Here is a 22,510-nt window from a genome sequence, read left to right as displayed (position 1 = left end):
GCAAAGATGTTATGTAATACGACGACAAGCGCGTTGTTCTCTAAAGTTTTTTTGTAATTTTTTAACATTGATAATTATGGATAATTATTGTACAATGGGTAAGGCAAAAAAAGTAGAATAAGGAGGAGCTGTTAATGAGTAAGCTAAAAGCAGTGATTTTGGCAGCTGGTGCAGGAACGAGAATGGTATCTGAAATACCAAAAGTTTTGCATAAAGTACTTGATCGATCGATGCTTGTCTATGTTATTGAAGCGGCTAAAGAAGCAGGAGCCGAAGAAGTTTGTGTTGTTGTTGGACACAAAGCGGAAACAGTAATCAATGAAACACCTTGTGAAGTAGAGTTTGTTGAACAAAAGGAACAGCTTGGAACAGGTCATGCAGTGATGCAAGCTGACAAATTTATTGGCGATGAAGGCAATGTGTTAATTCTTTTCGGAGATACGCCACTCATTACGGGAAATACTCTTAAAGGTATGGTGGATTACCATAACACAAATGGGAATTCTGTTACTGTACTGTCTACGTTGGTTTCAAATCCAGAAGGATACGGAAGGATTATTAGAGATAATAATAACACTTTTATAAAAAGTATAGAACATAAAGATGCAACCCTTGAAGAACTAAAAGTAAATGAAATAAATTCAGGTATGTACTGCTTTGATGCAGCCGTTCTTAAAGAAGCCTTAAAGACAATTACACCTCACAATGCCCAGGGAGAATATTATTTACCTGATGCAGTCCTTTACGTTATAGAGAAAAAATTAAAAGCTGATGCATTAATAATTGATTCATATGAAGAGATTATTGGAGTTAACTCTAGAGTGCAATTGGCAGAAGTCTCAAAAATCATGCAAAAGCGAATTAATGAACAGCATATGTTAAGTGGAGTTACAATGATCAATCCTGAGCAAGCCTATATTGGGAAAGATGTAGTAATAGGTATGGATACGGTTATTTATCCTAACTCCTTTCTTGAAGGCAAAACATCTATTGGAGTAAATTGTACGATAGGTCCAAATGCCAAGCTCATTAGTAGTGTAGTGAATGATTATTCTACAATAGATCAATCCACAGTGATTAAAAGTTCAATAGGCGAGCATACAAATGTTGGTCCATATGCATATGTTAGACCTGATTGTACAATAGGTGATCATGTGAAGATTGGCGATTTTGTGGAAATAAAGAATGCCATGATTGGTAACAATACAAAAGTGTCCCATTTGACTTATATCGGCGATGCTGATGTAGGTGAATATGTTAATTTTGGTTGTGGAACAGTAGTGGTAAATTATGATGGCGTTCATAAACATAGAACATCAATTAAAGATTATGCATTTATTGGATGCAATACAAATCTGATATCTCCGGTTAATGTTGAAGAAAAAGCTTATACGGCTGCAGGATCAACAATTACAAAAGACGTTCCTGCCTATAGTTTGGGAATTGCTAGAGCACAACAAGTTAATATAGAAGATTGGGTTAAACGTAAACGAAATAAGCCTTTTTAGTTTTGCATAGGTAATTGGAAAAGCAAGAATGTTTTGCATAGTAATTGGAAAAGCGGCAGTTGTGTAACGAGGATTGTATTTTTACCTAGCCGATTTTCTTGAATAGATTATAGGAGGAATTATCAAAATGACGAGTACTATCAAAAACACAGAAGGCATTAAGATTTTTGCAGGAAGTGCACACAAGGAATTAGCTAAGAATATAGCAAGGTTCTTGGGGTTAGAGTTATCACAATCAGAAGCGGGTCATTTTAGTGATGGAGAAACTTATGTTAAGGTGAATGAAATGGTACGTGGTGTAGATTGCTTTATCATTCAGCCAACTTCTCAACCAGGAAATGATAATTTAATGGAATTACTCATTATGATTGATGCTTTAAGAAGGGCATCAGCGGGTAGAATTACAGCAGTAATGCCTTACTATGGATATGCTAGACAAGATAGAAAAGCTAGAGCGAGAGATCCAATCAGTGCAAGAATGGTAGCTGATTTAATTCAATCAGCAGGTGCAGACAGAATTTTAACTATGGATTTACATTGTGCGCAAATTGAAGGATTCTTTACGATACCAGTTGATCATATGAGAGGAACACCTTTACTCGTCAAATATTATTCTGATAAATTCTCCGAAGATAAAGACACAATTGCAGTAGTAGCTCCAGATGTGGGTAGTGTTAAAAGAACTCGCGCATTTGCTGAAAAGTTAGATGTTCCAATGGCAATTATAGATAAAAGAAGAGCAGAAGCAAACGTAAGTGAAGTAATGCATATAATAGGTAACGTACAAGGCAAAAAGGTAATCTTAGTAGATGATATGATAGATACAGCTGGAACCATCTGTAATGCTGCAAATGCATTAAAGGATCATGGCGCGATAGAGGTTTTTGCCTGTTGTACCCATGGGGTATTATCGGGGCCAGCCCTTGAACGAATTGAAAAATCAGCTATAAAAGAGTTGGTTATACTAGATACCATTGCGTTACCTGAAGAAAAAAAATCTGATAAAATTAAGCAGCTCTCAGTTGCACAAATTTTAGCAGAATCCATACATAGCATTCACTACAATGAATCTGTGTCAAAGCTATTTCACTAAATGATAGATTAAGCCTATTTATAGCCATTGAGTTGCTACAAATAGGCTTTTGTTTTACTATAAAAGTGATTTTGTAAAGCTGTTGGCGTTCACTTGTATTATCATTGAAAGCCGTCGGGAACTATGATATACTACGTTATAATTGTAGAGTTTAATTGGAGATGGTCGAATTATGAATATTCTTGTAGTTGAAGACAATGAAGTAACTAGAAAAAGCCTTGTAAAAACTTTGCAAAAAAACCTTGAAAATTGTAGAGTATTAGAAGCTGCAACAGGCAATAGAGCCATGGAATTATTAGAAAATAATTATATTGATATGTTTTTATTGGATATTGAGCTGCCAGACTTTAGCGGAATGGATATAGCCCAAAATATTCGAGGAATAGAACGATACGAATTAATCCCAATTATTTTTATAACAACCCATATTACTTTCTTGCCTAAAGCATTACACGAGTATCATTGTTATGATTTTATTGAGAAGCCTTTTAAAATGGAAGAGGTTATTGAGGTTATCAAAAGGCTTGCAAAAGGCATAAGTAAAGAGGAAGTATTAGATAAAAGAAAATACCTTACCATCACCAATGGTAATATAACGAATAAAATTCTATTATCTGATCTCTATTTTATCGAAGCACAAGGGAGATTCATTTACTATCATTCCAAACTTGGCTTATACAAGGAAACGAAGACTTCGTTAAAAAAGGTAATGACTCAAATAGAATCCCTACTAGCTAACACCTTTGTTCGATCTCATAAAGCATACATAGTGAATACACAATATGTAAGTAGTATCATTCGTAATAAGCGAAGTGCAAGTAGTATAATATTCGATAGTTATGATAAGGTTGCGTTAATTGGAGAAACATTCAAAGATGAATTGAAAAAGAAATTTGAATGGGGTGACTGGTATTGAAATTATGGAGAATGGTTATCTTTGCTTCCTTAAAAGGTATAGATCAAGCTAATCATTGGAGATATATATTATTAGGATTGACCTTGATTATTATCTGGACGTTAATGGTTATAATTGTTTTTTTTGTGATAGTGAAAGTCAAAGAAGGAAGAAAAATAAATAAAATTTATACGGATTACAATCCTATATTAGAAAGATTAATTGACGAAACAAGAACCAAGCAACATGATTTTAAAAATCACATTCAAGCAATATACAGTATTGCGGAAATGGATAAACACACTAAAATTATCAAATATATTGATGATATTATACTAACCTCAACCAAAAAAAATGAAAATTTTTTAAATACAAATAACGGCATAATAAGCTCTCTGTTATTTAGTAAAAGCTGTGAAATGAATAGTATGGGAATTGAATTTGAGTTTAAATATGATATGCCATTGCCTGTATATCCATTAAAGGATAACGAAATGGTCAAGGTATTGTGTAATCTTGTTGATCATGCAAGAGACGCTACTCTTTTTGCTGAAAATAGCAATAAAAAAATATCGATAACCATGAAGAAGAAAGATCATAATAAAATGATTATGATAACCAATACTGGAATCCCCATATCTCAAGAAATCATTAGCAATATCCTTAAGAAAGGATACTCTACTAGAAGCAAAAATAGTGGATACAAATTATACAATGTAAATAAAATAATAAAAAAATATGGTGGAAAAATCGAAATTGTTAACTCTATCAATATGATTACAGTTATAGTGATGCTTCCGTAAAATGAGTGGGTGAAATGGTCTTTCTAGAGTATGAAAATGTTTTTAAAACATTTTTATACTCTAAAAATACAGTTTTACCCACTTTCTATTGTTTTCATTTTGAAAATGTTGTATAAATGAATGGCGATATGATTTGCTATTGTAATGGATGAGGGTAATAAGAGTATAAATGCGTGATTAGAATCGAAAAGATCGGTCCCGTAAAGTGCGAATTAAAAGCGGGGGAATAGCTTTCGCACAATAATGTTAATGAGGAAGCCTTCAATGTAATGTTTGGGGCTTCTTTAATTTGTACCTTTTACTCATGTGAAGCGAATCTTTAATCCCAGAATAACATTGAACAAACAGTCGCTTTCAAGTATAATAATAATATATTTTTATAAATGACAAATTTGAAGGGTGAAACAACATGTATTTTGTAATAGGACTTGGAAATCCGGGATCACAGTATGATTCTACTAGACATAATATTGGCTTTGAGGTTGTAGAACGCTTTGCCTACGATAACGGAATTAAAATCAATATTAAAAAGCATAGAGCATTGATTGGACAAGGGATTGTTTGCGGCGAAAAGGTAATGGTTGTTAAACCACAAACTTATATGAACCTTAGCGGAGAATGTGTTAATGAGCTACTAAGCTTTTATAAAGAAGAAATAAAGAACATCATCATAATTTATGATGATACAAGCCTTGATCTTGGAGCCTTAAGAATTCGTAGCAAAGGTAGCGCGGGTGGCCACAATGGAATCAAGAGCATTATTAGTCATTTGGGCACAAATGAATTCAATAGAATAAAATTTGGCGTTGGAGAAAAGCCGCCAGGATGGGATTTGGCAAACTATGTGTTGTCGAGATTTAATAAGAATGAACTGCCAACAGTAATTGATGGTGTTGAAAAAGCATCAAAGGCTGTAGAAAAGATTATTGCAAGTGATGTTGAGGCTGCTATGAATGTTTTCAATTAAAGGAGCATTGAAATGGATGATGATAAAGTGAAAACGGAAAGTAACCTAGAAGTATCTGTTAAAAAGAATATACGAAAGCGCCATCTAGGCTCTTTGCTTATTATAGCGGGTATCCTTATTATTGCCATTCCGATCGTAGGAAAGTTCATTACAAATAAGAAGCAACAGGACATGCTTGAGAGCTTTTATCTTGAACTTGAAAATAGAGACATGACACAAGCTGATGCTAATAACAATTTAGATGAAGTGCTTGCGTGGGGAGCAGATAGTGGTAACCAAGAGGAGATTGTTGTTAATGCGGAGAATATTGAACAAGGACAACCAAAGAGCACTACAATAAAGAAAATGCCTAAGACGATTGGAACCATTTTTATTGATAAAATAAATATCAAACTACCTATTGCAGATGGTGTGAATCTTGAAACTTTAAAATTTGCAGTCGGACATATGACTGAATCAGCATCCTTAGGAGATGTCGGAAATGCAGTGTTAGCAGGGCATAGAAGCCATACCTTTGGTACTTTTTTTAATAGATTAGATGAGTTGGATGTAGGTGATTTTATAGTGATTCAAAAGGGAGATGGCACTAAAGTTAATTATGAGGTATATGAAAAGCTTTTTGTAAAACCAAACGATACCTCAGTGTTAAACGGAAGTTCAGAGCATAGGGTATTAACTCTCATTACTTGTCATCCGGAAATAAATCCAGATAGCAGATTGATTATCCATGCTGTAAGTAAAGGCGAATAAAGTGGAAATTTATGGTATATTGAAAAAATTTATGGTATATTGAAAAATATACTTGCATAAAGTTACAATCTGTGGTACACTGATACTGTCAATAAATATAATAATTTAATATAAGCAAATTTTGGTACTTTCACCGATAATAGCAAACCAATCGAAAGGTTGGGACGCAAAGCTACAGGGCCTTTAATATGGCAGCCTAGCTACCGAAAGGGAGTTTTTTTATTTGTTACTTACCGATAAGGGCAAACCTATTGAAAGATAGGGACGCAAAACCATAGGACCTTTCATTTATTTGAATTGTAGCCGGTTGCCGAAGGAGTGTTCTTATGAAAAGCAAGATCAATGTATTTTTATTGACAATTGTATTCATAACAAGCATATTTAATGTTGACATCGTAGCGAAAGATGTTTTGGCGTATGACGTTGACTTTAGTTATAGTAGTAATGGTATTGTCAAAGTTCTAATGAATACTGGGATTAAGATTAAATCAAAGCTAGTTATACAAAGTGGAGAGAAAAAGTACACTTATAATGTTGCCAATGGTAAAGACTATGTGAACTATCCATTACAATTAGGAAACGGTAAATATACAGTAAAAATATACGAAAATACAACTGGTTCTAAATATAAAAATGTTTATTCAGAATCTGGTGACGTTGTAGTGAAAGCTGCAAACGATGTTTTTCTTGCTTCAACCCAACAAGTTCAATGGTTCTCAGATGATGCTGCAATTATTCTAGCTAAAAAGTTGATAGATGATGCTGGGAAGAAAAAAATAGCGAAAACAAAAAACAATTCAAGTAAATTAACTGAAAAAGAAAAAATTGATGTGTTATATTCCTATGTTGTAAAAAATGTAGATTATGATTATAAAAAAATTGAAGAGTTATCCTATGATTACTTGCCAGATATTGATCAGATATTACGGGATGAAAAAGGTATTTGTTTTGATTATTCGGTACTTCTAGCGGCTATGTTAAGAAGCCAAGGGATACCTACGAAACTAATTAAGGGTGAATCAACAACAACTGATGTTTATCATGCGTGGAATGAAATATATATTTCCGGTGAGAAAAGATGGATTACAGTAGATACAACTTATGATGCATATATGTATGATCATCAAAAGAAGTACTCAATGGAAAAATCCAAAAATCAATATACTACCGATTTAGAGTTTTAATTTAATTAGGCCCCAAGCTCTTTGGCATTCCTCAAGTGCCTTGGAGCTTTTTTTTGGGTTGAAATATTTTTTCAATAGACTATAATAGGAATGAGATAGCATAGTTAGATGAATAAGGAGTGACAAGATGAATGGATTGATTAGTCCGTTAATGAAATTAGAGGCTTTTGAAAGTGCTACAAAGAAAATCAAATACGATAAAGAGCCAACATGTATTTCGGGCGTGGCAGATTCAGCAAAAAGTCACTTAATGCACGCACTAGGAAATAAAAACATAAAACTCATAATAACCTATAATGACATTAGAGCAAAAGAAATCGAAGAGGATATGAAGTTCTTTGAAGGAGAGCAGGTAATGCTGTATCCATCAAAGGATATCATTTTTTATAGCGCAGATGTTCATAGCAACGATATTGTTAGAGAGAGGCTTAAAGTAATCAAAAGGATATTAGATGGAGACAAGATTACTGTAGTAATTTCTATTGAAGCATTGATGGATCCCATTATTCATAAGGATATTTTTTTGGAGAATACACTTAGCTTTAAGGTGGGAGGCACTTTAAATATACCTAGTCTTTCGAAACAACTTACCTATATGGGATACGAAAGAAATGATCAGGTTGATGCAAAAGGTCAATTTTCTGTTAGGGGAGGTATTATTGATATTTACCCAGTTAATGAAGATAATCTGTTTAGAATAGAATTATTTGATGATGAAATCGATTCCATTAGATTGGTAAATCCTGAAAGTCAAAGGTCAATAGAAAACAAAGAATTGATTATGGTTTTACCTGCAAGAGAAATCGTTGTAACAGATGAATCCATCAGTTTAGCAATTTCAAGAATAAAATTAGACTCTGAGGAAATGATAAGAAATTTTTCTAAATTAGGACAAGACGAGGAAGCAAATAGACTTAAAAAAGTGACCAACGAAGTATTGGCTAAGGTTGAAAACCTCGGAAACTTTAATGGTATCGAAGGGTATATGAATTATTACTACGAGGAACTTTGCTCAATCATTGATTATTTTATTGATCCAATGGTTTTTGTTGACGAACCCGTTAGAATTAAAGAACGATGGGATTCTATTAAACATGAATTAGAGGAAAGCATTAAAGGCAGATTTGAAAAAGGATACTTGCTAAAGAGGCAGTTAGAGGTAGTTCATGATCTGAATGCAGTCGTTACGAAATTGGAAACGCATAAAAGGGTGCTTATGAGTACTTTAATGCAAAAAATACATTTTATGAAATGGCATACACCGATAGAATTTTCTATGAAGACGATAAGCCCTTATCACAATAACTTTGAAATGCTTAAAAATGACTTGAATTATTTTGTGAAAAATGAGTATCAAATCGTACTTTTGAGTGCTTCTTATACGCGGGCAGAAAGAATGAGCAATCTACTCCTGGAAAATAATATTCAAGCAAAGTTCTCAAAATCCTTAGATGAACCCCTTAAAAATGGGATTGTAACGGTAAGCTATGGAAGTCTTCATAAGGGATTTGAATACCCACAGGCTAAATTTGTAGTTCTTTCAGAAACTGAAATTGGTGGTAAGAAAAAGAAAAAAGCAAGACAAAAGAAATTCAAAGAGGGAAGGAAGTTAGATAGCTTTACTGACCTTAAGGTTGGAGATTATATTGTTCATGAAAATCACGGAATAGGTGTATTTAGAGGGATTGAAAAAATTGAAATAGATGGGATTAGTAAGGACTTCATTAAGATTTCTTATCAAGATGGAGGAAATTTATATATAACCACAAATCAGCTTAATGCAATACAAAAATATATTGGCGTAGAGGGAAAAAAACCAAAGCTTAATAAGCTTGGAACAAATGAGTGGAAAAAAACCAAGGCAAGAGTAAAATCAGAGGTTGAGGTGCTTGCTAAAGATTTGATTGAGCTTTATGCAAAGAGAGAGATCGGAAAAGGTTTTATTTATAGCAAGGATACCTTATGGCAAAGAGAGTTCGAAGAAATGTTTCCATATGACGAAACAGACGACCAAATAAGTGCAATTGAAGATACGAAGAGGGACATGGAAAGCAATAAAATAATGGATCGATTAATTTGTGGTGATGTTGGGTATGGTAAGACAGAAGTTGCAATTAGAGCTGCTTTCAAAGCTGTTCAGGATGGCAAGCAAGTGGCCTATTTGGTACCTACTACGATATTAGCACAACAACATTTTAATAATTTTCTACAACGTATGAAGGATTTTCCGGTAAGGGTAGAAATGCTTTCTAGATTCAAGAGTCCAAAAGATCAAAAGGTGATCATTGAGGATTTAAATAAGGGCTTAGTTGATATTGTAATTGGGACACATAGAATTATTTCTATGGATGTAAAATTTAAAAACCTTGGGTTACTTATTGTTGATGAAGAACAACGTTTTGGAGTATCTCATAAAGAAAAGATTAAGAAGCTTAAAGAAAATATTGATGTTTTAACTTTAACGGCTACACCTATTCCTAGAACTCTACATATGAGTATGGTGGGAATTAGAGATATGAGTACGTTAGAAGAACCACCGGAAGAAAGACATCCGATACAAACCTATGTGTTAGAGCACAACGAACAATTGATTAAAGATGCCATTTATCGTGAAATTGGTAGGAATGGGCAAGTATATTACGTTTACAATCGAGTAAAGAATATTGATGAGATTGCGCATCATATTTCTATGCTCGTGCCTGAAGCGAAGGTTGCATATGCCCATGGACAAATGAGTGAGCGAGAACTGGAAAATATGATGGTAGAATTTATCAATGGAGAAATTGATGTGCTAGTATCTACTACGATTATTGAAACGGGCTTAGATATACAAAATGTAAACACGATCATTATTCAGGATGCTGATAGAATGGGATTATCACAACTTTATCAGTTAAGAGGACGGGTTGGAAGGTCAAATAGAGTGGCATATGCCTATTTAATGTATAAGAAAGATAAAGTTCTTCAAGAGGTTGCAGAAAAAAGACTACAAGCAATTAAACAATTTACTGAATTCGGTTCAGGCTTTAAGATTGCCATGAGAGACTTAGAAATAAGAGGGGCAGGCAATATATTAGGAGAAAAACAGCACGGTCATTTAGATGCAGTTGGATATGATTTGTATTGTAGGTTATTAGAGCAAGCACTTCATAAAATGAGCGATCATCCTGATAAAGAAAAAATTGAAACCACGATTAATATTGATGTGGATGCTTACATTCCTAAAAAGTACATTAAGGACGAAATTAGGAAAATTGAAGCATATAAAAAGATTGCATCCATAGAAAAAGAAGAGGATTATATGGATGTACATGACGAATTGACCGACAGATATGGTGAATTACCAAGAGTTGTAGTTAATTTATTAGAGATAGCGCTCATTAAGGCGTTGGCAAATGAGCTTGATATGATGTCAGTTGAACAAAAAGGGGAAGAATATATTTTTGAGATTAGTAAAGATGCAACACTTAATCCAGAAAAGATTCCGGAATTGGTTAAAGAGTATGGTAAAAAACTTAAATTTACCGTCAATGAAAAGATATGCTTTATACTGTCAGTTAAAAAGGACGAAAAGAAGCAAGTATTCAGACAGATTAAGAATTTATTACAGCGTATAAAAAGTTTGAATGATTAATGAAAGAAAAGTATAATAGTATATGTACAAAGATGTCAATTGTAATGGAATTAAAAAATTGGAGTGTGTAGTATGAAGGCGCAAAAGCATTGGACTAAATGGATTATTGTATTGATCATCATGATAGTTTTTTCTGGCTGTAATGTCACAAAAAATAGTCAAAAGTCCCAAGCTATTGTTGTCATCGACGGTGAGAAGATAATAGCTGCTGAAGTGATGATATATTTTTTACAGGTCAAAGAGGATTTTGAAGAATTAGGAGGAACTGAAGTTTGGGAGATTCCAAAAGAGGATTTTACTGGAGGAATACCACCTGATCAGGTTGCGAAGAAACAGGCATATGATAATCTAATAAAAAATAAGATTCTTGGAAAAAAATCGAGTACCTTAGGAATTAAGTTAGAAGATGCAGTAGTTGAAGATACTAAAAAAATTGCAATAGATTATTATGAAGAAATTCCCGAAGAGATTGTTGATAAGTACGGCATTACAAAACAAATTGTTGAAAATGTTTTTTTGGATTTTAGATTGGCTACAGAGGTTTCTGATTCGATAAATAGTAAGTATGTACCGAGTGAAGAACAAATTGTTGAAACTATGCTATTGGATGCAAATTATTCTAAGCTAATCAATTATGATACAAAAGAAATATTAACCTTATCAGTAGTTCAACATATTCTTGCGAATACGGCAGAATTAAATACAAATGATGAACTGGTACCTTTACCAGAAGAAGCGCAGAAAAAAGCTTATGAAAAAGCACAAGAAGCTTATAAATTGGCAAAAGATGGCCATGATTTTAGTGCATTAATCAACCAATATTCCGAAGAGGCTGAAAAAGACTCAAATGGAGAATATAAGATTTCGATAGTATTGTTAAGTGATGAACTTAAAGCTTCACTTGAAAATCTAAAAATTGGGCAAATTAGTGAGGTAATTAAAACAGAGTATGGATATCATATCTTTAAGTTATTAGCGATAGAGACACCCACAGAGCAAGAGATTTCTGATTATGAAGCCGAATTTAAGCTTTGGGAGGAAACATTAAGAGAAGATGCTATCGCAACCTTAAAACAACAAGCTTTTAATGAGATTTATGAAGAATGGATAAAAGAAACAAAAATAGAATTAAAAAATGAACCATGGGAAACATTGAGTTTATTTTAAAGTTAACAACAAAAAGCGTTCATTTGAACGCTTTTATTATTGTATGGAAAAACCGCGATTAAATATTTTAAACTATAACATGTTTCTTTTGGTAATTATTATATTAGTGTGTCTTCCTCCAAAATGAATATTTTAGTATTTTTGACACATAATAATTATGGACAGTTTAGTAAGACAAATAAGGAGGAAATCACTATGAAAGCTACAGGAATCGTACGAAGAATAGATGATTTAGGAAGAGTAGTTGTTCCTAAAGAAATAAGAAGAACTTTGAGGATAAGAGAAGGTGACCCATTAGAAATTTTTACTGATAAGGACGGCGAAATTATACTAAAGAAATACTCTCCAATTGGTGAGTTGGGTTCCTTTGCAAAACAATATGCGGAGGCATTAGCCCAAACAACAGGACACATTATTTGTATATCTGATAAGGATCAAATAATAGCTGTTTCTGGGGGTTCTAAAAGAGAATTTTTAGAGAAACAGATTAGTAAAGAGTTAGAAGTAGCCATAAATGATAGAGAAACGATAGTTGCAAGTGTTGATGAAAAGAAATTCATTGATATTTTGTTTGATACAAGTGAGAGAGATTATACTTCTGAGGTTATTACGCCGATCATTTCAGAAGGTGATGCAATTGGTGCGGTTGTTTTCTTAAGTAAGGATAATAAGTTGAGGATGGGTGAAGTAGAAACTAAACTGGCTCATTCGGCAGCGGGATTTTTAGGCAAGCAAATGGAACAATAAAGGAGTAGATAAAGCGACGAATACAAGTTGCTTTATTTTTTTATTAAAGGGGATTGCGGCATTCTTGTGAAGATGGTATTATAATTTAACGAATGGAATGCGTAGGTTTTGCAACCTTGACTAAAAGTAAAGTGTAGAGTGGTGAATACGAGTGGAAATAGAAAAATGGCAGTCAAATAAAGAGAAATATGAATTTGATGACTTAAGAAAAATCATTGATATTTTAAGAGGTGAAGGTGGATGTCCTTGGGATATGGAGCAAACGCATGAGTCCTTAAAAAGTGGTACGCTGGAAGAAGCTTATGAAGTTATCGAAGCAATTGATAATAAGGATGTTGCTAATTTAAAAGAAGAGCTTGGAGATGTGTTGCTACATGTTTTGTTTCATAGTAAAATTGCTGAAGATCTTGGAAATTTCAACTTAGATGATGTGATTCATGGAATTTCAGAGAAACTGATTAGAAGACATCCTCATGTATTTTTGAAGGAGAAAGTAGAAACGGCAGATCAAGTTATGTTGCAGTGGGAAGAACTAAAAAAGTCAGAAAAACAGTATTTATCCCATGGACATAAGCTTGAAAGTGTTCCGAAGGCAATGCCTGCACTTCTTAGGGCCTACAAAGTTCAAAAAAAAGCAGCAGAAGTAGGCTTTGATTTTCCGGATTATAAGGCTGCATATGAAAAAGTATATGAAGAATTGAAGGAATTTGAAGAAGCATTAGAGGGTGGGGATAGAAATGAAATTGAGGGTGAATATGGGGATATATTGTTCTCAATCGTCAATATTTCAAGGTTTTTTGAAATAAATCCCGAAATTTCCTTGACAAATGGCATAGAAAAGTTTATAAATAGATTTAAGGGCATTGAAGAAATGGCTCAAAATAAAGGATTTGAATTGGACAAGCTCTCAATAATTGAAATGGATCAGTTGTGGGATGAGTTCAAAATAACACAATAATTATTTATAGAGGAGGAGTTATTCAATGAACAAGGCTGAATTAATAACTGCTATGGCATCAAAGGCTGAATTAAGTAAAAAAGACGTGGAAGCTGCATTAAAGGCATTTATCGATGTAGTATCTGAAGAACTTAAAAACGGCGAGAAAATTCAATTGGTGGGATTCGGAACTTTTGAAACATCTGAAAGAGCTGCTAGAGAAGGTAGAAACCCTCAAACTGGCGAACCTATGAAAATAGCTGCATCAAAAGCACCTAGATTTAAAGCCGGTAAAGCTTTAAAGGATTCTATTAACGCACGTTAATCAAAGCAAAGAAAACAAAGGGGATGTCTCACAGTAGAATTTTTATTCTACTACGGGATATCTCCTTTTTTCATTTATTAGGAAAGTTCTGCATAAGCAATTGGAAAAGCGGCAAATAGGAAACGAGGGTTTTAACTCGGCGTATAAATAACAAAGTTCTTTAACGCGGCGCAGCCTATTTTCTTGTAATTAGGAAATTAAATACAAAAGTCGACAAAAAAATGAAGAAGGTGATAGGATGAGATTAGATAAATATTTAAAGGTATCAAGATTGATAAAAAGAAGAACTGTTGCGAACGAAGCTTGTGATGGTGGCAGAGTATTTATAAACGATAGGGTTGCAAAGGCAAGTGCTACAGTTAGTGAGGGAGATATCATTGAAATTCACTTTGGAAATAAGGTAGTTAAGGTTGAAGTAGTAACAGTTAAAGAAACGGTTAGAAAAGAAGAGACTAAGGAAATGTTTAAGTATATCTAATGACACCGGGATAACACTCTTTATGCATATTTACTTAAAGTTGTCATAAAATATGAAGGAGAGGAGGTTATCAAATATGGAAGATCGCTCATATACCAACCATAGAATAGTTGTAACCAATAGAGACGAAATGTCTATTACAGGGGTATCAGACGTTGTATCCTTTGACGAAACCCTCGTTGTTGTTGAGACGGATATGGGAATGTTGGAAATTAAAGGTGAAGCATTACATGTAAATCAATTAAACTTAGAAAACGGAGAGATGAGTTTAACGGGTGATATAGGGGGAATCGAATACGATGATAAAACAGCATACAAAAGGGGGGGCAAATCCATAATAAGTCGATTATTTGGTTGAGAGTATGAATATATTTGTTATTGATCAATTATACATATTCACATGGGCAGTAATATTTGGTGGATTGCTAGGGCTGTTTTATGATTTTATTCGAATATTTAGAAGACTTTTGCCTCATGAGAAACTAGCTATTGGCATAGAAGACTTGTTATTTTGGTTTGTTGCTGGAATCATTATATTTGGTTATGTATTCAATACGAATGATGGAATCATGAGAGGGTTCATATTTATTGGCTTAAGCCTAGGTGCAATACTTTATTTTGGACTATTAAGCTCTCTAATTGTTAATAAGGTAACTCGTATCATTTCCAAAGTTATCAAACTTATACTTAGCCCCATACGAATACTTACTAAACCCATTCATATTTTTATTAAAAATACAACTAAGGGCTTGAAAAAAAGGGAAAAATGGTTAATAATAAAGACGAAAGCATTTCTAAAAGAAATTCGTTTTATTATTAATAAAATATAATGTAGGTGATGTAATGCAAAAGAGAAGAGTTAAGAAAAGTAATAGGAAGCCTATAGGATTTTTAATATTTGTATTAGTTTTATTAATTGGAGTTGTTTCTGTTGAAGTGTCGGAGCTTTATAAAAGAAATCGGGTGCTTGAAAATGAAGCAAGCTCAATTGAAACAGAGAAGCAAAAGGAATTGGATAAACAAGATTATTTATTAGACTTTAAAGAATCCATGAACTCCACGGAGTACATAGAACAATTGGCACGGGAAAAATTCGGTTTAATTAAACCCAATGAGACCTTGTTTATCATAAAGCCAGAATAAAAAAGTGAATATATAGTAAATACGAAGCTGTTCAGGTTGAACGGCTTCATTTTTATTTTATGGAAGTAGTATTATTTTATTGCCATTGAATTGCGAATGAATATGTTCATGGGAAAAAATGTCTGTAAATTTTTATTATTCATGTTCATGTTTTGACAAATAACCATGTAGATATGTGATTATAATATAAAACACAACTAAACAATAAAATAGTGTAAAGTGTTAAGGGGGTATTACAAATGAATAAGTCAGTCAGCAATACAATGGAAAAAAGAAGAATCAATACAGAAAGAATTGGTTATCTTGCCAAAGGTGCGATTATATGCATTTTGGGATTTATGATTGGAAGGGGGGTAATAGAAGGGATAAGCCCAATGCTTGTAGCTTATTATGGGTGTGTGTTTGAAAATAAAAAGATGCGAATATGGGGATTTTTATCTACGGTACTAGGTCTTGTTTCTGCCCAGACGGTACCTAATATTTTTAAATATTTAGCTATCATAATTTCGATAACTGTATTGGGCACCATAATTGAATTTTTGTATAAGAAAAATATTGGGAATCTAATGGGTGTGATTTGCACAGTAAGTACAATCATTGTGGCAATTGGTGCTCCGTTTTATTTTAAATTTGATCACTTATCGGGTATTACAATCATACTTGAAGGAGCAAGTGTTTTTCTTTTGACTATTCTTTTTAGAAAAGGGATGAGTTTCTTAACAGATATGAATAAAGAGGGAGTAGTGAAAGAAACCTTTATTAGTTTTTCTATTCTTGCATGTGCTGCGACATTAGGTATGATGGGTATTACAGTGATTCAAATATCTTTGCTACAACTAATTGCATTAAATTTACTTCTTCATATTGGATTTCAATATGGAGTTGAAGCATCATCAATTATGGGAGTTGCAATTGGATTAGCAGCTTATTATGCAAAAGCAGAAGGAGTTGTTGATGAGTTTATTATTTGGAGCATTTTAGGCGTTGTTGCAGGGCTTTTTAGAGAGATTGGCAAGGTTGGAACAGCCATTGCATACTTTAGTGCATTTTTGGTGCTAACGCTCTTATATGGGCCAAAGGGTGTAGATTTGAAAACTATGGAAATGCTGATCCTTACGATTGGTCTATTCCTAATATTGCCAACACATAAAAAAGAAAGAATCATACAAAAAGATGCCGTTGAGGAAAATGAATTAGAAAAAATGATTCATCTGAGATTAAATAGGTTTGCACTAACCTATGAAAATATTGCAAAAAGATTTGTTAGAGTAAAGCCACTTCAAGAGCAGCTAACAAATAATGAAATTAATCAATTGATAGATCACGTAGCCGATAAAGTGTGCAAGGATTGTAGTATGTGCAATATGTGCTGGCAGAAGGATTTTTATGATACCTACCGAGCTGTATATAGCGTTTTATCTGCCGTTGAAAGTAAGGGCGAGGTGATGGTGGAGGATATTCCTGTTGAATTTTATAAGCAATGCTTAAAGGTTGATGAATTTGTAATTATGGTAAACAGAGTTTTTGAGATCTATAAAACGAATCTTAGATGGGAAAATAAAATGATAGAGCATAGAGGTTTGTTTGCAGATCAATTTTTGAATATATCAAATATCATTAAAGATTTATCAGAAAGTGTTTCTAAAAGTAGGGAAGAGCAAGGAACATTTCTCAAACGAATTAAAAGTGAGCTAGGTCATTTAGATGTTGTAAATGTACTGATGGATTATAGTGCGAATGAGCGTGAAGAAATAGTGATTGATGTAAAATCAGGAAAGGACATGGGATTTATTAAGGAGCTTCTCAAAACCATTAATAAAATAGGTCCCAATAGGTTTTCGATAAAAGAGGTTGAAAGTATTCCACAAATTGGTATAAAGAGATGTGTATTTACAGAGAAGGAAACCTATAGACTGGTGAAAGGATATGCGAGTATTCATAAAAACGAGCAACCTGTTTCTGGAGATTGTTTTACCTTTATTGACCTTGAAGGTGGACGAGATATTATAGCGTTATCAGATGGCATGGGTAGCGGGGAGCAAGCATTGGTTGAAAGTAAGGCGACGATTGAAATGCTTGAGCAATTAGTAGAAGGTGGTTTTGATATAGATGTTGCGATTAAGACCGTCAATAGTATTCTCGGAATAAGAAACAATCATCAAGCCTTTGCAACCTTAGACATTAGTATGGTTGATAGGTATACTGGAGAATGTAGCTTTATAAAAAATGGAGCAGTGTCCACATATTTAAAGAGAGGCCAACATATAGAAAAAATCAAAACAGATACTCTACCGCTAGGTATGTTTAAGGAGATTGAATTTAGTGCGCTTAAACGTCGATTAAAGGGTGATGATATTGTTATTATGATGTCAGATGGTATTAGTGATTTGCCATATGATAAGGATGATAACACATTATGGTTAGAAGAGCTGATTGAACAGGTTGATTCCTTGAATCCACAAAAAATAGCAGACTTGATTTTAGATGTTGCAAAAGACAGAGCAGGGGGAAGTGCGCCCGATGATATGACTGTATTGGTATTTAGGGTATGGGAAAAGGGAGGGAATTGACAAACATCAATTCCTCTACCGAGTTTTTTGCATATACAATTTGAAAAGCGGCAGTTTTCTTTTCTTGTTGCTTTTTGGATTAAGTATAGTATAATAAGCATACGTATAGTTTGAAAAGGAAAGGGCGCAGTCTATGCTAGATAAGGTGCTTAGAACGATTAAGAAATTTAATATGATAGAGGTTAAGGATCACGTTATAGTTGGACTATCTGGTGGTGCTGATTCTGTATGCTTACTATGGATATTAAATCAACTTAAAGATGTTCTAGATATCCAAGTCCATGCAATCCATGTACACCATGGGTTAAGGGGAGAGGCAGCAGATGATGATGCAAAATTTACCAAGAAGCTATGCGAAGAGTTAAACATTCCGATCGAGATAATATATCGAGAGATTGGTGAAGAGGCTAAGAAAAACAAGATTTCAGTTGAAGAAGCAGGTAGAGTAGCAAGATATGAATGCTTTTATAAAAAAAGAGAAGCTTTAGGCTCTGGCAAAATTGCAATTGGACATCATATGAATGATCAAGCAGAGACTATTTTATTTAATATGATGAGAGGAAGTGGATTGAAAGGTTTAGGTGGAATCAATCCAGTCAGAGGCTATATTATTAGACCTTTGATAGAATGTACAAGGTTTGAGCTAGAGGATTTTTGCAGAGAACATAAGCTTCCCTTTGTGAATGATTTAACCAATGATCTGGAGGTATATACAAGAAATAAAATAAGACTGAACCTAATTCCTTATATAGAGCAAAACTTTAATACTTCATTTGTAAAGCAAATGAATGGGATGGGTGAGCTGATAAGAGATGAGGATGCATATTTAGATAAGCAAGCAGATTGTTTTATTAGCATGATTCCTAATCAAAAGGATAATCATACAATTCATATTGATATTGACCAATTAACTAAACTGGATAGGGTGATCAGAAAAAGAGTATATAGAAAACTCATTTTTAATTTAAGTAAGGGTTTGAAAAACTATGAGAATAAACATATACTTCTTATTGAGGACTTGCTAAGTAAAGACACAGGAAAAAAGCTTTCATTACCTTACGGCATTGTTGTTGAAAGGGTTTATAATGAGCTGTGCTTTAGAATGATCGAAGAAAATTTAGAGCAGTGGGAATATGTAGTGGAAAAAGAGACTACAATTGTTGAGATTAAAGAGATAAATGGTCAATTTGAATTTATAAAATTTGACAATCAGAATTACCATCAATTTTCCCAAAACAGGTATACGAAATGGTTTGACTATGATAAAATAAAATGTAATTTAACAATAAGAAACCGCAGAATAGGAGATTTCATTTGGTTAAATGGAATAAACGGAAAAAAGAAATTGAAGGATTTTTTTATTGATGAAAAAATATCTAGAAATATGAGGGACAAGATCCCCCTTTTAGCAGATGGGTCAAGCATTTTGTGGATCGTTGGGCATCGAATGAGCGAGTTCTACAAAATTACAGAGGACACAAAACGAATATTAGAGGTTAATTACATAAAGGAGGACTAGAATATGCACAATTTAAGAATACTAATTTCAGAAAATGAATTGAAAAATAGAGTTAAAGATTTGGGAGAGCAAATATCAAGGGATTATGAAGGCAAGAAAGTTTGTGTAATATGTGTTTTAAAAGGTGGAGTTATGTTTATGGTGGATCTAGCAAAAGAAATTTCGGTTCCTGTAACAATGGACTTCATGGCAGTTTCTTCATATGGCAGTGAAACAAGTAGTACAGGTGTTGTTAAAATAGTAAAGGATTTAGATGAAAGTATTGAAGGTAAGGACGTTATCATTGTTGAGGATATTATTGACTCTGGAAGGACACTTAGCTATTTAGTACAAATACTAAAAGATAGGAGTCCAAAGAGTCTTAAAATATGTACTTTGCTAGACAAGCCAGAAAGAAGAGTTGTTGATGTACATGTAGATTATGTAGGGTTTTCAATTCCTGATGAATTTGTTGTTGGATTTGGTTTAGACTATAAACAGCTTTATAGAAATCTTCCTTACATAGCAATTGTAGAAGGAACAGAATAATTTTTCATTTTACTATAGCAAGCATTGAAATTTTATATAAAGTATGATAACATAGATAACTATATTAAAAGAATGAATTTCAATGCTGCATGAGACAAATGCTCATTGAGAGGAGGATGAAAGTGAAAAAAAATTTAAAAGGATTTAGTTTTTATGCAATAATCTTAATTGTTTTGCTCCTGGTTCTTTTTTGGACAGAGCAAACGAAAGAACCGATGAAAGAGGATTTCGGATATAACGATTTAATCGAAAAGATAGATCAAGTACAGCGTATTGAGGTATTTCAAAACACAGAAATCCCTACAGGCAAAGTAACGGTTTATTTTAAAGCCGCGGAAGTTGGCGAAGTACCAACAAAAGTCTTTTTTGTACCTAGTACAGCATTATTCGAAGAAAGTATGAAGCAGTATGAAGATGTAAAGGTTGTAACGTCTGACATACAAAAACCAGGAGTATTATGGACTATTTTACCATGGATCGTAATTCTAGGTGCTTCAGTAATATTGTTCTTCTTTATCTTTAGTCAATCTCAAGGTGGTGGTGCTAATCGTGCTATGGCCTTTGGTAAAAGCAAGGCTAAAATGGTAATTGACGATAAGAAAAAAGTAACCTTTAAAAACGTAGCAGGACTTCAAGAGGAAAAAGAAGAATTAGAAGAAGTGGTCGATTTCCTTAAGAGCCCGAGAAAGTTTGTTGAACTTGGAGCTAGAATTCCTAAGGGTGTTATTTTGGTAGGGCCTCCAGGAACTGGTAAAACGTTGTTAGCAAAAGCAGTAGCAGGTGAAGCTGGAGTACCATTTTTTAGCATTTCTGGTTCTGACTTTGTTGAAATGTTTGTAGGTGTTGGTGCATCTAGAGTTAGAGATTTGTTTGAACAAGCGAAGAAAAATGCACCATGTATTATTTTTATTGATGAAATTGATGCAGTTGGTAGAAGAAGAGGCGCAGGTCTTGGTGGTGGACATGATGAAAGAGAGCAAACCCTTAACCAATTGTTAGTTGAAATGGATGGTTTCGGTAACAACGAGGGCGTAATCGTTCTTGCTGCTACAAACCGTGCAGATATATTAGATCCAGCAATACTTCGTCCGGGTCGTTTTGACAGAAGGGTATATGTAGGGAAACCAGACGTAAGAGGCAGGGAAGAAATTTTAAAAGTACATTCAAAAGGTAAACCATTATCTGATGATATCAATTTAAAAGAATTGGCACAAACTACTGCAGGATTTACTGGTGCAGATTTAGAAAATCTATTAAATGAGGCTGCAATTTTTGCGGCTAGAACAAATAGCAAGGTAATCAAACAAGAGGACCTTAGAAGATCCTTCGTAAAGGTTGGCATCGGTACTGAAAAGAGAAGCCGTGTCATCTCTGATAAAGAAAAACGTATTACTGCATTCCATGAAGCTGGGCATGCAATAGTGCAACATGTTTTACCTGATGTAGATAGTGTTCATAGCATCTCTATTATACCAACTGGTATGGCTGGTGGGTATACAATGTCCATTCCTGAAAAAGATGAGATGTACATGACAAAGAAAAAAATGGAACAAGAAATAGTAATCCTATTAAGTGGACGAGTATCTGAAAAGCTTGTTTTAGATGATATTACAACGGGTGCTTCAAATGATATCGAGCGTGCGACTACTATAGCAAGGAATATGGTTGTTCGTTATGGTATGTCTGATGTGCTTGGACCAATACAGTTCGGTGAAGACGATAGCCAAGTCTTTATTGGTAGAGATTGGGGACACACAAGAAATTACGGCGAGAATGTTGCTGGATTAATAGATAGCGAAATAAGACGTATTGTAGAAGATGCATATGAAAAAGCTATGGAACTTCTAGAAAATAATAAAGAAGCTCTTCATCGAGTTGCTGAAGAGTTGCTCAAAAGAGAGAAAATTACTAGAGAGCAATTTGAAAAGGCATTTAGGGGTGAAGTAATTGAGGATGACGTTGATGTTGTAGAGGAAAAATCCAAGAATGTTGAGGAAGCTACAACTGATGCAACGATCATTCCTGAGAGCATAGAGGACAAAGATCCTTCTAAAGAGGATAATCCTTTGAAGTAAATGTAAAACAAAATAATGCTTATAGAACAGGATTAGGATTATTGTAGAAAAATAAATAGTAAAGCATTGAATAAAATATAAACTCAAAAGAGGCTACCAATATAAGGTAACCTCTTTTCTAATCCAGTTGGAAAGTTCTACTTTCCACGAAACATAGAACAAAGCGTAAGATAGCATAAATTATTAT

At 33.7% G+C, this 22,510-nt stretch carries 20 protein-coding genes and 2 riboswitches; all 20 genes read left to right on the top strand.

Going from position 1 to position 22,510, the window contains the following annotated elements:
- The first annotated feature begins 134 nt into the window (after nt 1–134).
- The 20 genes from glmU (at nt 135) to CVU84_06115 (ending at nt 22,323) form a co-directional block, all read left to right on the top strand.
- Nucleotides 135–1,508 carry a bifunctional UDP-N-acetylglucosamine diphosphorylase/glucosamine-1-phosphate N-acetyltransferase GlmU gene (gene glmU, locus CVU84_06210; protein ID PKM95271.1) on the top strand — a complete coding sequence of 458 codons (1,374 nt, stop codon included), beginning with the start codon at nt 135–137 and terminating at the stop codon, nt 1,506–1,508.
- A gap of 127 nt (nt 1,509–1,635) precedes the next feature.
- Complete coding sequence (locus tag CVU84_06205) at nt 1,636–2,601, top strand: ribose-phosphate pyrophosphokinase (GenBank protein ID PKM95270.1); 966 nt, start codon at nt 1,636–1,638, stop codon at nt 2,599–2,601.
- Nucleotides 2,602–2,773: 172 nt separating this feature from the next.
- Nucleotides 2,774–3,517 carry a hypothetical protein gene (locus CVU84_06200; protein ID PKM95269.1) on the top strand — a complete coding sequence of 248 codons (744 nt, stop codon included), beginning with the start codon at nt 2,774–2,776 and terminating at the stop codon, nt 3,515–3,517.
- On the top strand, nt 3,514–4,299 hold the full coding sequence (locus tag CVU84_06195; protein PKM95268.1) for a hypothetical protein: 786 nt from the start codon (nt 3,514–3,516) through the stop codon (nt 4,297–4,299). Before CVU84_06200 ends, CVU84_06195 begins: the two co-directional genes overlap by 4 nt.
- 409 nt (nt 4,300–4,708) lie before the next feature.
- Entirely contained in the window at nt 4,709–5,266 is a 558-nt protein-coding gene (locus CVU84_06190) for an aminoacyl-tRNA hydrolase (GenBank protein PKM95267.1), read from the top strand.
- 12 nt (nt 5,267–5,278) lie between these two features.
- Entirely contained in the window at nt 5,279–6,016 is a 738-nt protein-coding gene (locus CVU84_06185) for a class C sortase (GenBank protein PKM95266.1), read from the top strand.
- Nucleotides 6,017–6,147: 131 nt separating this feature from the next.
- A riboswitch (cyclic di-GMP riboswitch) is annotated at nt 6,148–6,224 on the top strand.
- A 23-nt stretch (nt 6,225–6,247) separates the two neighbouring features.
- A riboswitch (cyclic di-GMP riboswitch) is annotated at nt 6,248–6,331 on the top strand.
- 11 nt (nt 6,332–6,342) lie between these two features.
- Complete coding sequence (locus tag CVU84_06180) at nt 6,343–7,200, top strand: transglutaminase (protein PKM95265.1); 858 nt, start codon at nt 6,343–6,345, stop codon at nt 7,198–7,200.
- Nucleotides 7,201–7,327: 127 nt separating this feature from the next.
- Complete coding sequence (mfd, locus tag CVU84_06175) at nt 7,328–10,834, top strand: transcription-repair coupling factor (GenBank protein ID PKM95264.1); 3,507 nt, start codon at nt 7,328–7,330, stop codon at nt 10,832–10,834.
- A gap of 72 nt (nt 10,835–10,906) precedes the next feature.
- On the top strand, nt 10,907–12,001 hold the full coding sequence (locus CVU84_06170) for a hypothetical protein (protein PKM95263.1): 1,095 nt from the start codon (nt 10,907–10,909) through the stop codon (nt 11,999–12,001).
- A 195-nt stretch (nt 12,002–12,196) separates the two neighbouring features.
- On the top strand, nt 12,197–12,748 hold the full coding sequence (gene spoVT, locus CVU84_06165; GenBank protein ID PKM95262.1) for a stage V sporulation protein T: 552 nt from the start codon (nt 12,197–12,199) through the stop codon (nt 12,746–12,748).
- A gap of 157 nt (nt 12,749–12,905) precedes the next feature.
- Nucleotides 12,906–13,706, top strand: a complete 801-nt coding sequence (locus tag CVU84_06160) for a nucleoside triphosphate pyrophosphohydrolase (GenBank protein ID PKM95371.1) — start codon at nt 12,906–12,908, stop codon at nt 13,704–13,706.
- Nucleotides 13,707–13,731: 25 nt separating this feature from the next.
- On the top strand, nt 13,732–14,010 hold the full coding sequence (locus tag CVU84_06155) for an HU family DNA-binding protein (GenBank protein PKM95261.1): 279 nt from the start codon (nt 13,732–13,734) through the stop codon (nt 14,008–14,010).
- Nucleotides 14,011–14,248: 238 nt separating this feature from the next.
- Nucleotides 14,249–14,488, top strand: coding sequence for an RNA-binding protein (locus CVU84_06150; GenBank protein ID PKM95260.1), 240 nt, complete (start codon nt 14,249–14,251; stop codon nt 14,486–14,488).
- A gap of 76 nt (nt 14,489–14,564) precedes the next feature.
- Nucleotides 14,565–14,846, top strand: coding sequence for a sporulation protein YabP (yabP, locus tag CVU84_06145; GenBank protein PKM95259.1), 282 nt, complete (start codon nt 14,565–14,567; stop codon nt 14,844–14,846).
- Complete coding sequence (locus CVU84_06140) at nt 14,839–15,318, top strand: hypothetical protein (GenBank protein PKM95258.1); 480 nt, start codon at nt 14,839–14,841, stop codon at nt 15,316–15,318. The genes yabP and CVU84_06140 overlap by 8 nt, the downstream gene beginning before the upstream one ends.
- A 13-nt stretch (nt 15,319–15,331) precedes the next feature.
- The gene (locus CVU84_06135) at nt 15,332–15,631 is read left to right on the top strand and encodes a hypothetical protein (GenBank protein PKM95257.1); all 300 of its coding nucleotides are present in this window, start codon (nt 15,332–15,334) and stop codon (nt 15,629–15,631) included.
- Between the two features lie 239 nt (nt 15,632–15,870).
- Complete coding sequence (spoIIE, locus tag CVU84_06130; GenBank protein PKM95256.1) at nt 15,871–18,201, top strand: stage II sporulation protein E; 2,331 nt, start codon at nt 15,871–15,873, stop codon at nt 18,199–18,201.
- Between the two features lie 133 nt (nt 18,202–18,334).
- Complete coding sequence (gene tilS / locus CVU84_06125; GenBank protein ID PKM95255.1) at nt 18,335–19,720, top strand: tRNA lysidine(34) synthetase TilS; 1,386 nt, start codon at nt 18,335–18,337, stop codon at nt 19,718–19,720.
- Between the two features lie 3 nt (nt 19,721–19,723).
- Nucleotides 19,724–20,248, top strand: a complete 525-nt coding sequence (gene hpt / locus CVU84_06120) for a hypoxanthine phosphoribosyltransferase (protein PKM95254.1) — start codon at nt 19,724–19,726, stop codon at nt 20,246–20,248.
- Between the two features lie 116 nt (nt 20,249–20,364).
- The gene (locus CVU84_06115; GenBank protein ID PKM95253.1) at nt 20,365–22,323 is read left to right on the top strand and encodes a cell division protein FtsH; all 1,959 of its coding nucleotides are present in this window, start codon (nt 20,365–20,367) and stop codon (nt 22,321–22,323) included.
- The last annotated feature ends 187 nt before the right edge of the window (nt 22,324–22,510 follow it).

It is taken from the genome of Firmicutes bacterium HGW-Firmicutes-1, from assembly GCA_002841625.1.
Classification (GTDB): domain Bacteria; phylum Bacillota; class Clostridia; order Lachnospirales; family Vallitaleaceae; genus HGW-1.
Note: the sequence above shows the minus strand (reverse complement) of the source record. Positions and strands in the feature narration are given on the sequence as shown.

Coding starts and splice junctions, on each gene's coding strand:
- glmU (PKM95271.1), top strand. CDS start 135: ATGAGTAAGCTAAAAGCAGTGATTTTGGCAGCTGGTGCAGGAACGAGA.
- CVU84_06205 (PKM95270.1), top strand. CDS start 1,636: ATGACGAGTACTATCAAAAACACAGAAGGCATTAAGATTTTTGCAGGA.
- CVU84_06200 (PKM95269.1), top strand. CDS start 2,774: ATGAATATTCTTGTAGTTGAAGACAATGAAGTAACTAGAAAAAGCCTT.
- CVU84_06190 (PKM95267.1), top strand. CDS start 4,709: ATGTATTTTGTAATAGGACTTGGAAATCCGGGATCACAGTATGATTCT.
- CVU84_06185 (PKM95266.1), top strand. CDS start 5,279: ATGGATGATGATAAAGTGAAAACGGAAAGTAACCTAGAAGTATCTGTT.
- CVU84_06180 (PKM95265.1), top strand. CDS start 6,343: ATGAAAAGCAAGATCAATGTATTTTTATTGACAATTGTATTCATAACA.
- mfd (PKM95264.1), top strand. CDS start 7,328: ATGAATGGATTGATTAGTCCGTTAATGAAATTAGAGGCTTTTGAAAGT.
- CVU84_06170 (PKM95263.1), top strand. CDS start 10,907: ATGAAGGCGCAAAAGCATTGGACTAAATGGATTATTGTATTGATCATC.
- spoVT (PKM95262.1), top strand. CDS start 12,197: ATGAAAGCTACAGGAATCGTACGAAGAATAGATGATTTAGGAAGAGTA.
- CVU84_06155 (PKM95261.1), top strand. CDS start 13,732: ATGAACAAGGCTGAATTAATAACTGCTATGGCATCAAAGGCTGAATTA.
- CVU84_06150 (PKM95260.1), top strand. CDS start 14,249: ATGAGATTAGATAAATATTTAAAGGTATCAAGATTGATAAAAAGAAGA.
- yabP (PKM95259.1), top strand. CDS start 14,565: ATGGAAGATCGCTCATATACCAACCATAGAATAGTTGTAACCAATAGA.
- CVU84_06135 (PKM95257.1), top strand. CDS start 15,332: ATGCAAAAGAGAAGAGTTAAGAAAAGTAATAGGAAGCCTATAGGATTT.
- spoIIE (PKM95256.1), top strand. CDS start 15,871: ATGAATAAGTCAGTCAGCAATACAATGGAAAAAAGAAGAATCAATACA.
- tilS (PKM95255.1), top strand. CDS start 18,335: ATGCTAGATAAGGTGCTTAGAACGATTAAGAAATTTAATATGATAGAG.
- hpt (PKM95254.1), top strand. CDS start 19,724: ATGCACAATTTAAGAATACTAATTTCAGAAAATGAATTGAAAAATAGA.
- CVU84_06115 (PKM95253.1), top strand. CDS start 20,365: ATGAAAGTGAAAAAAAATTTAAAAGGATTTAGTTTTTATGCAATAATC.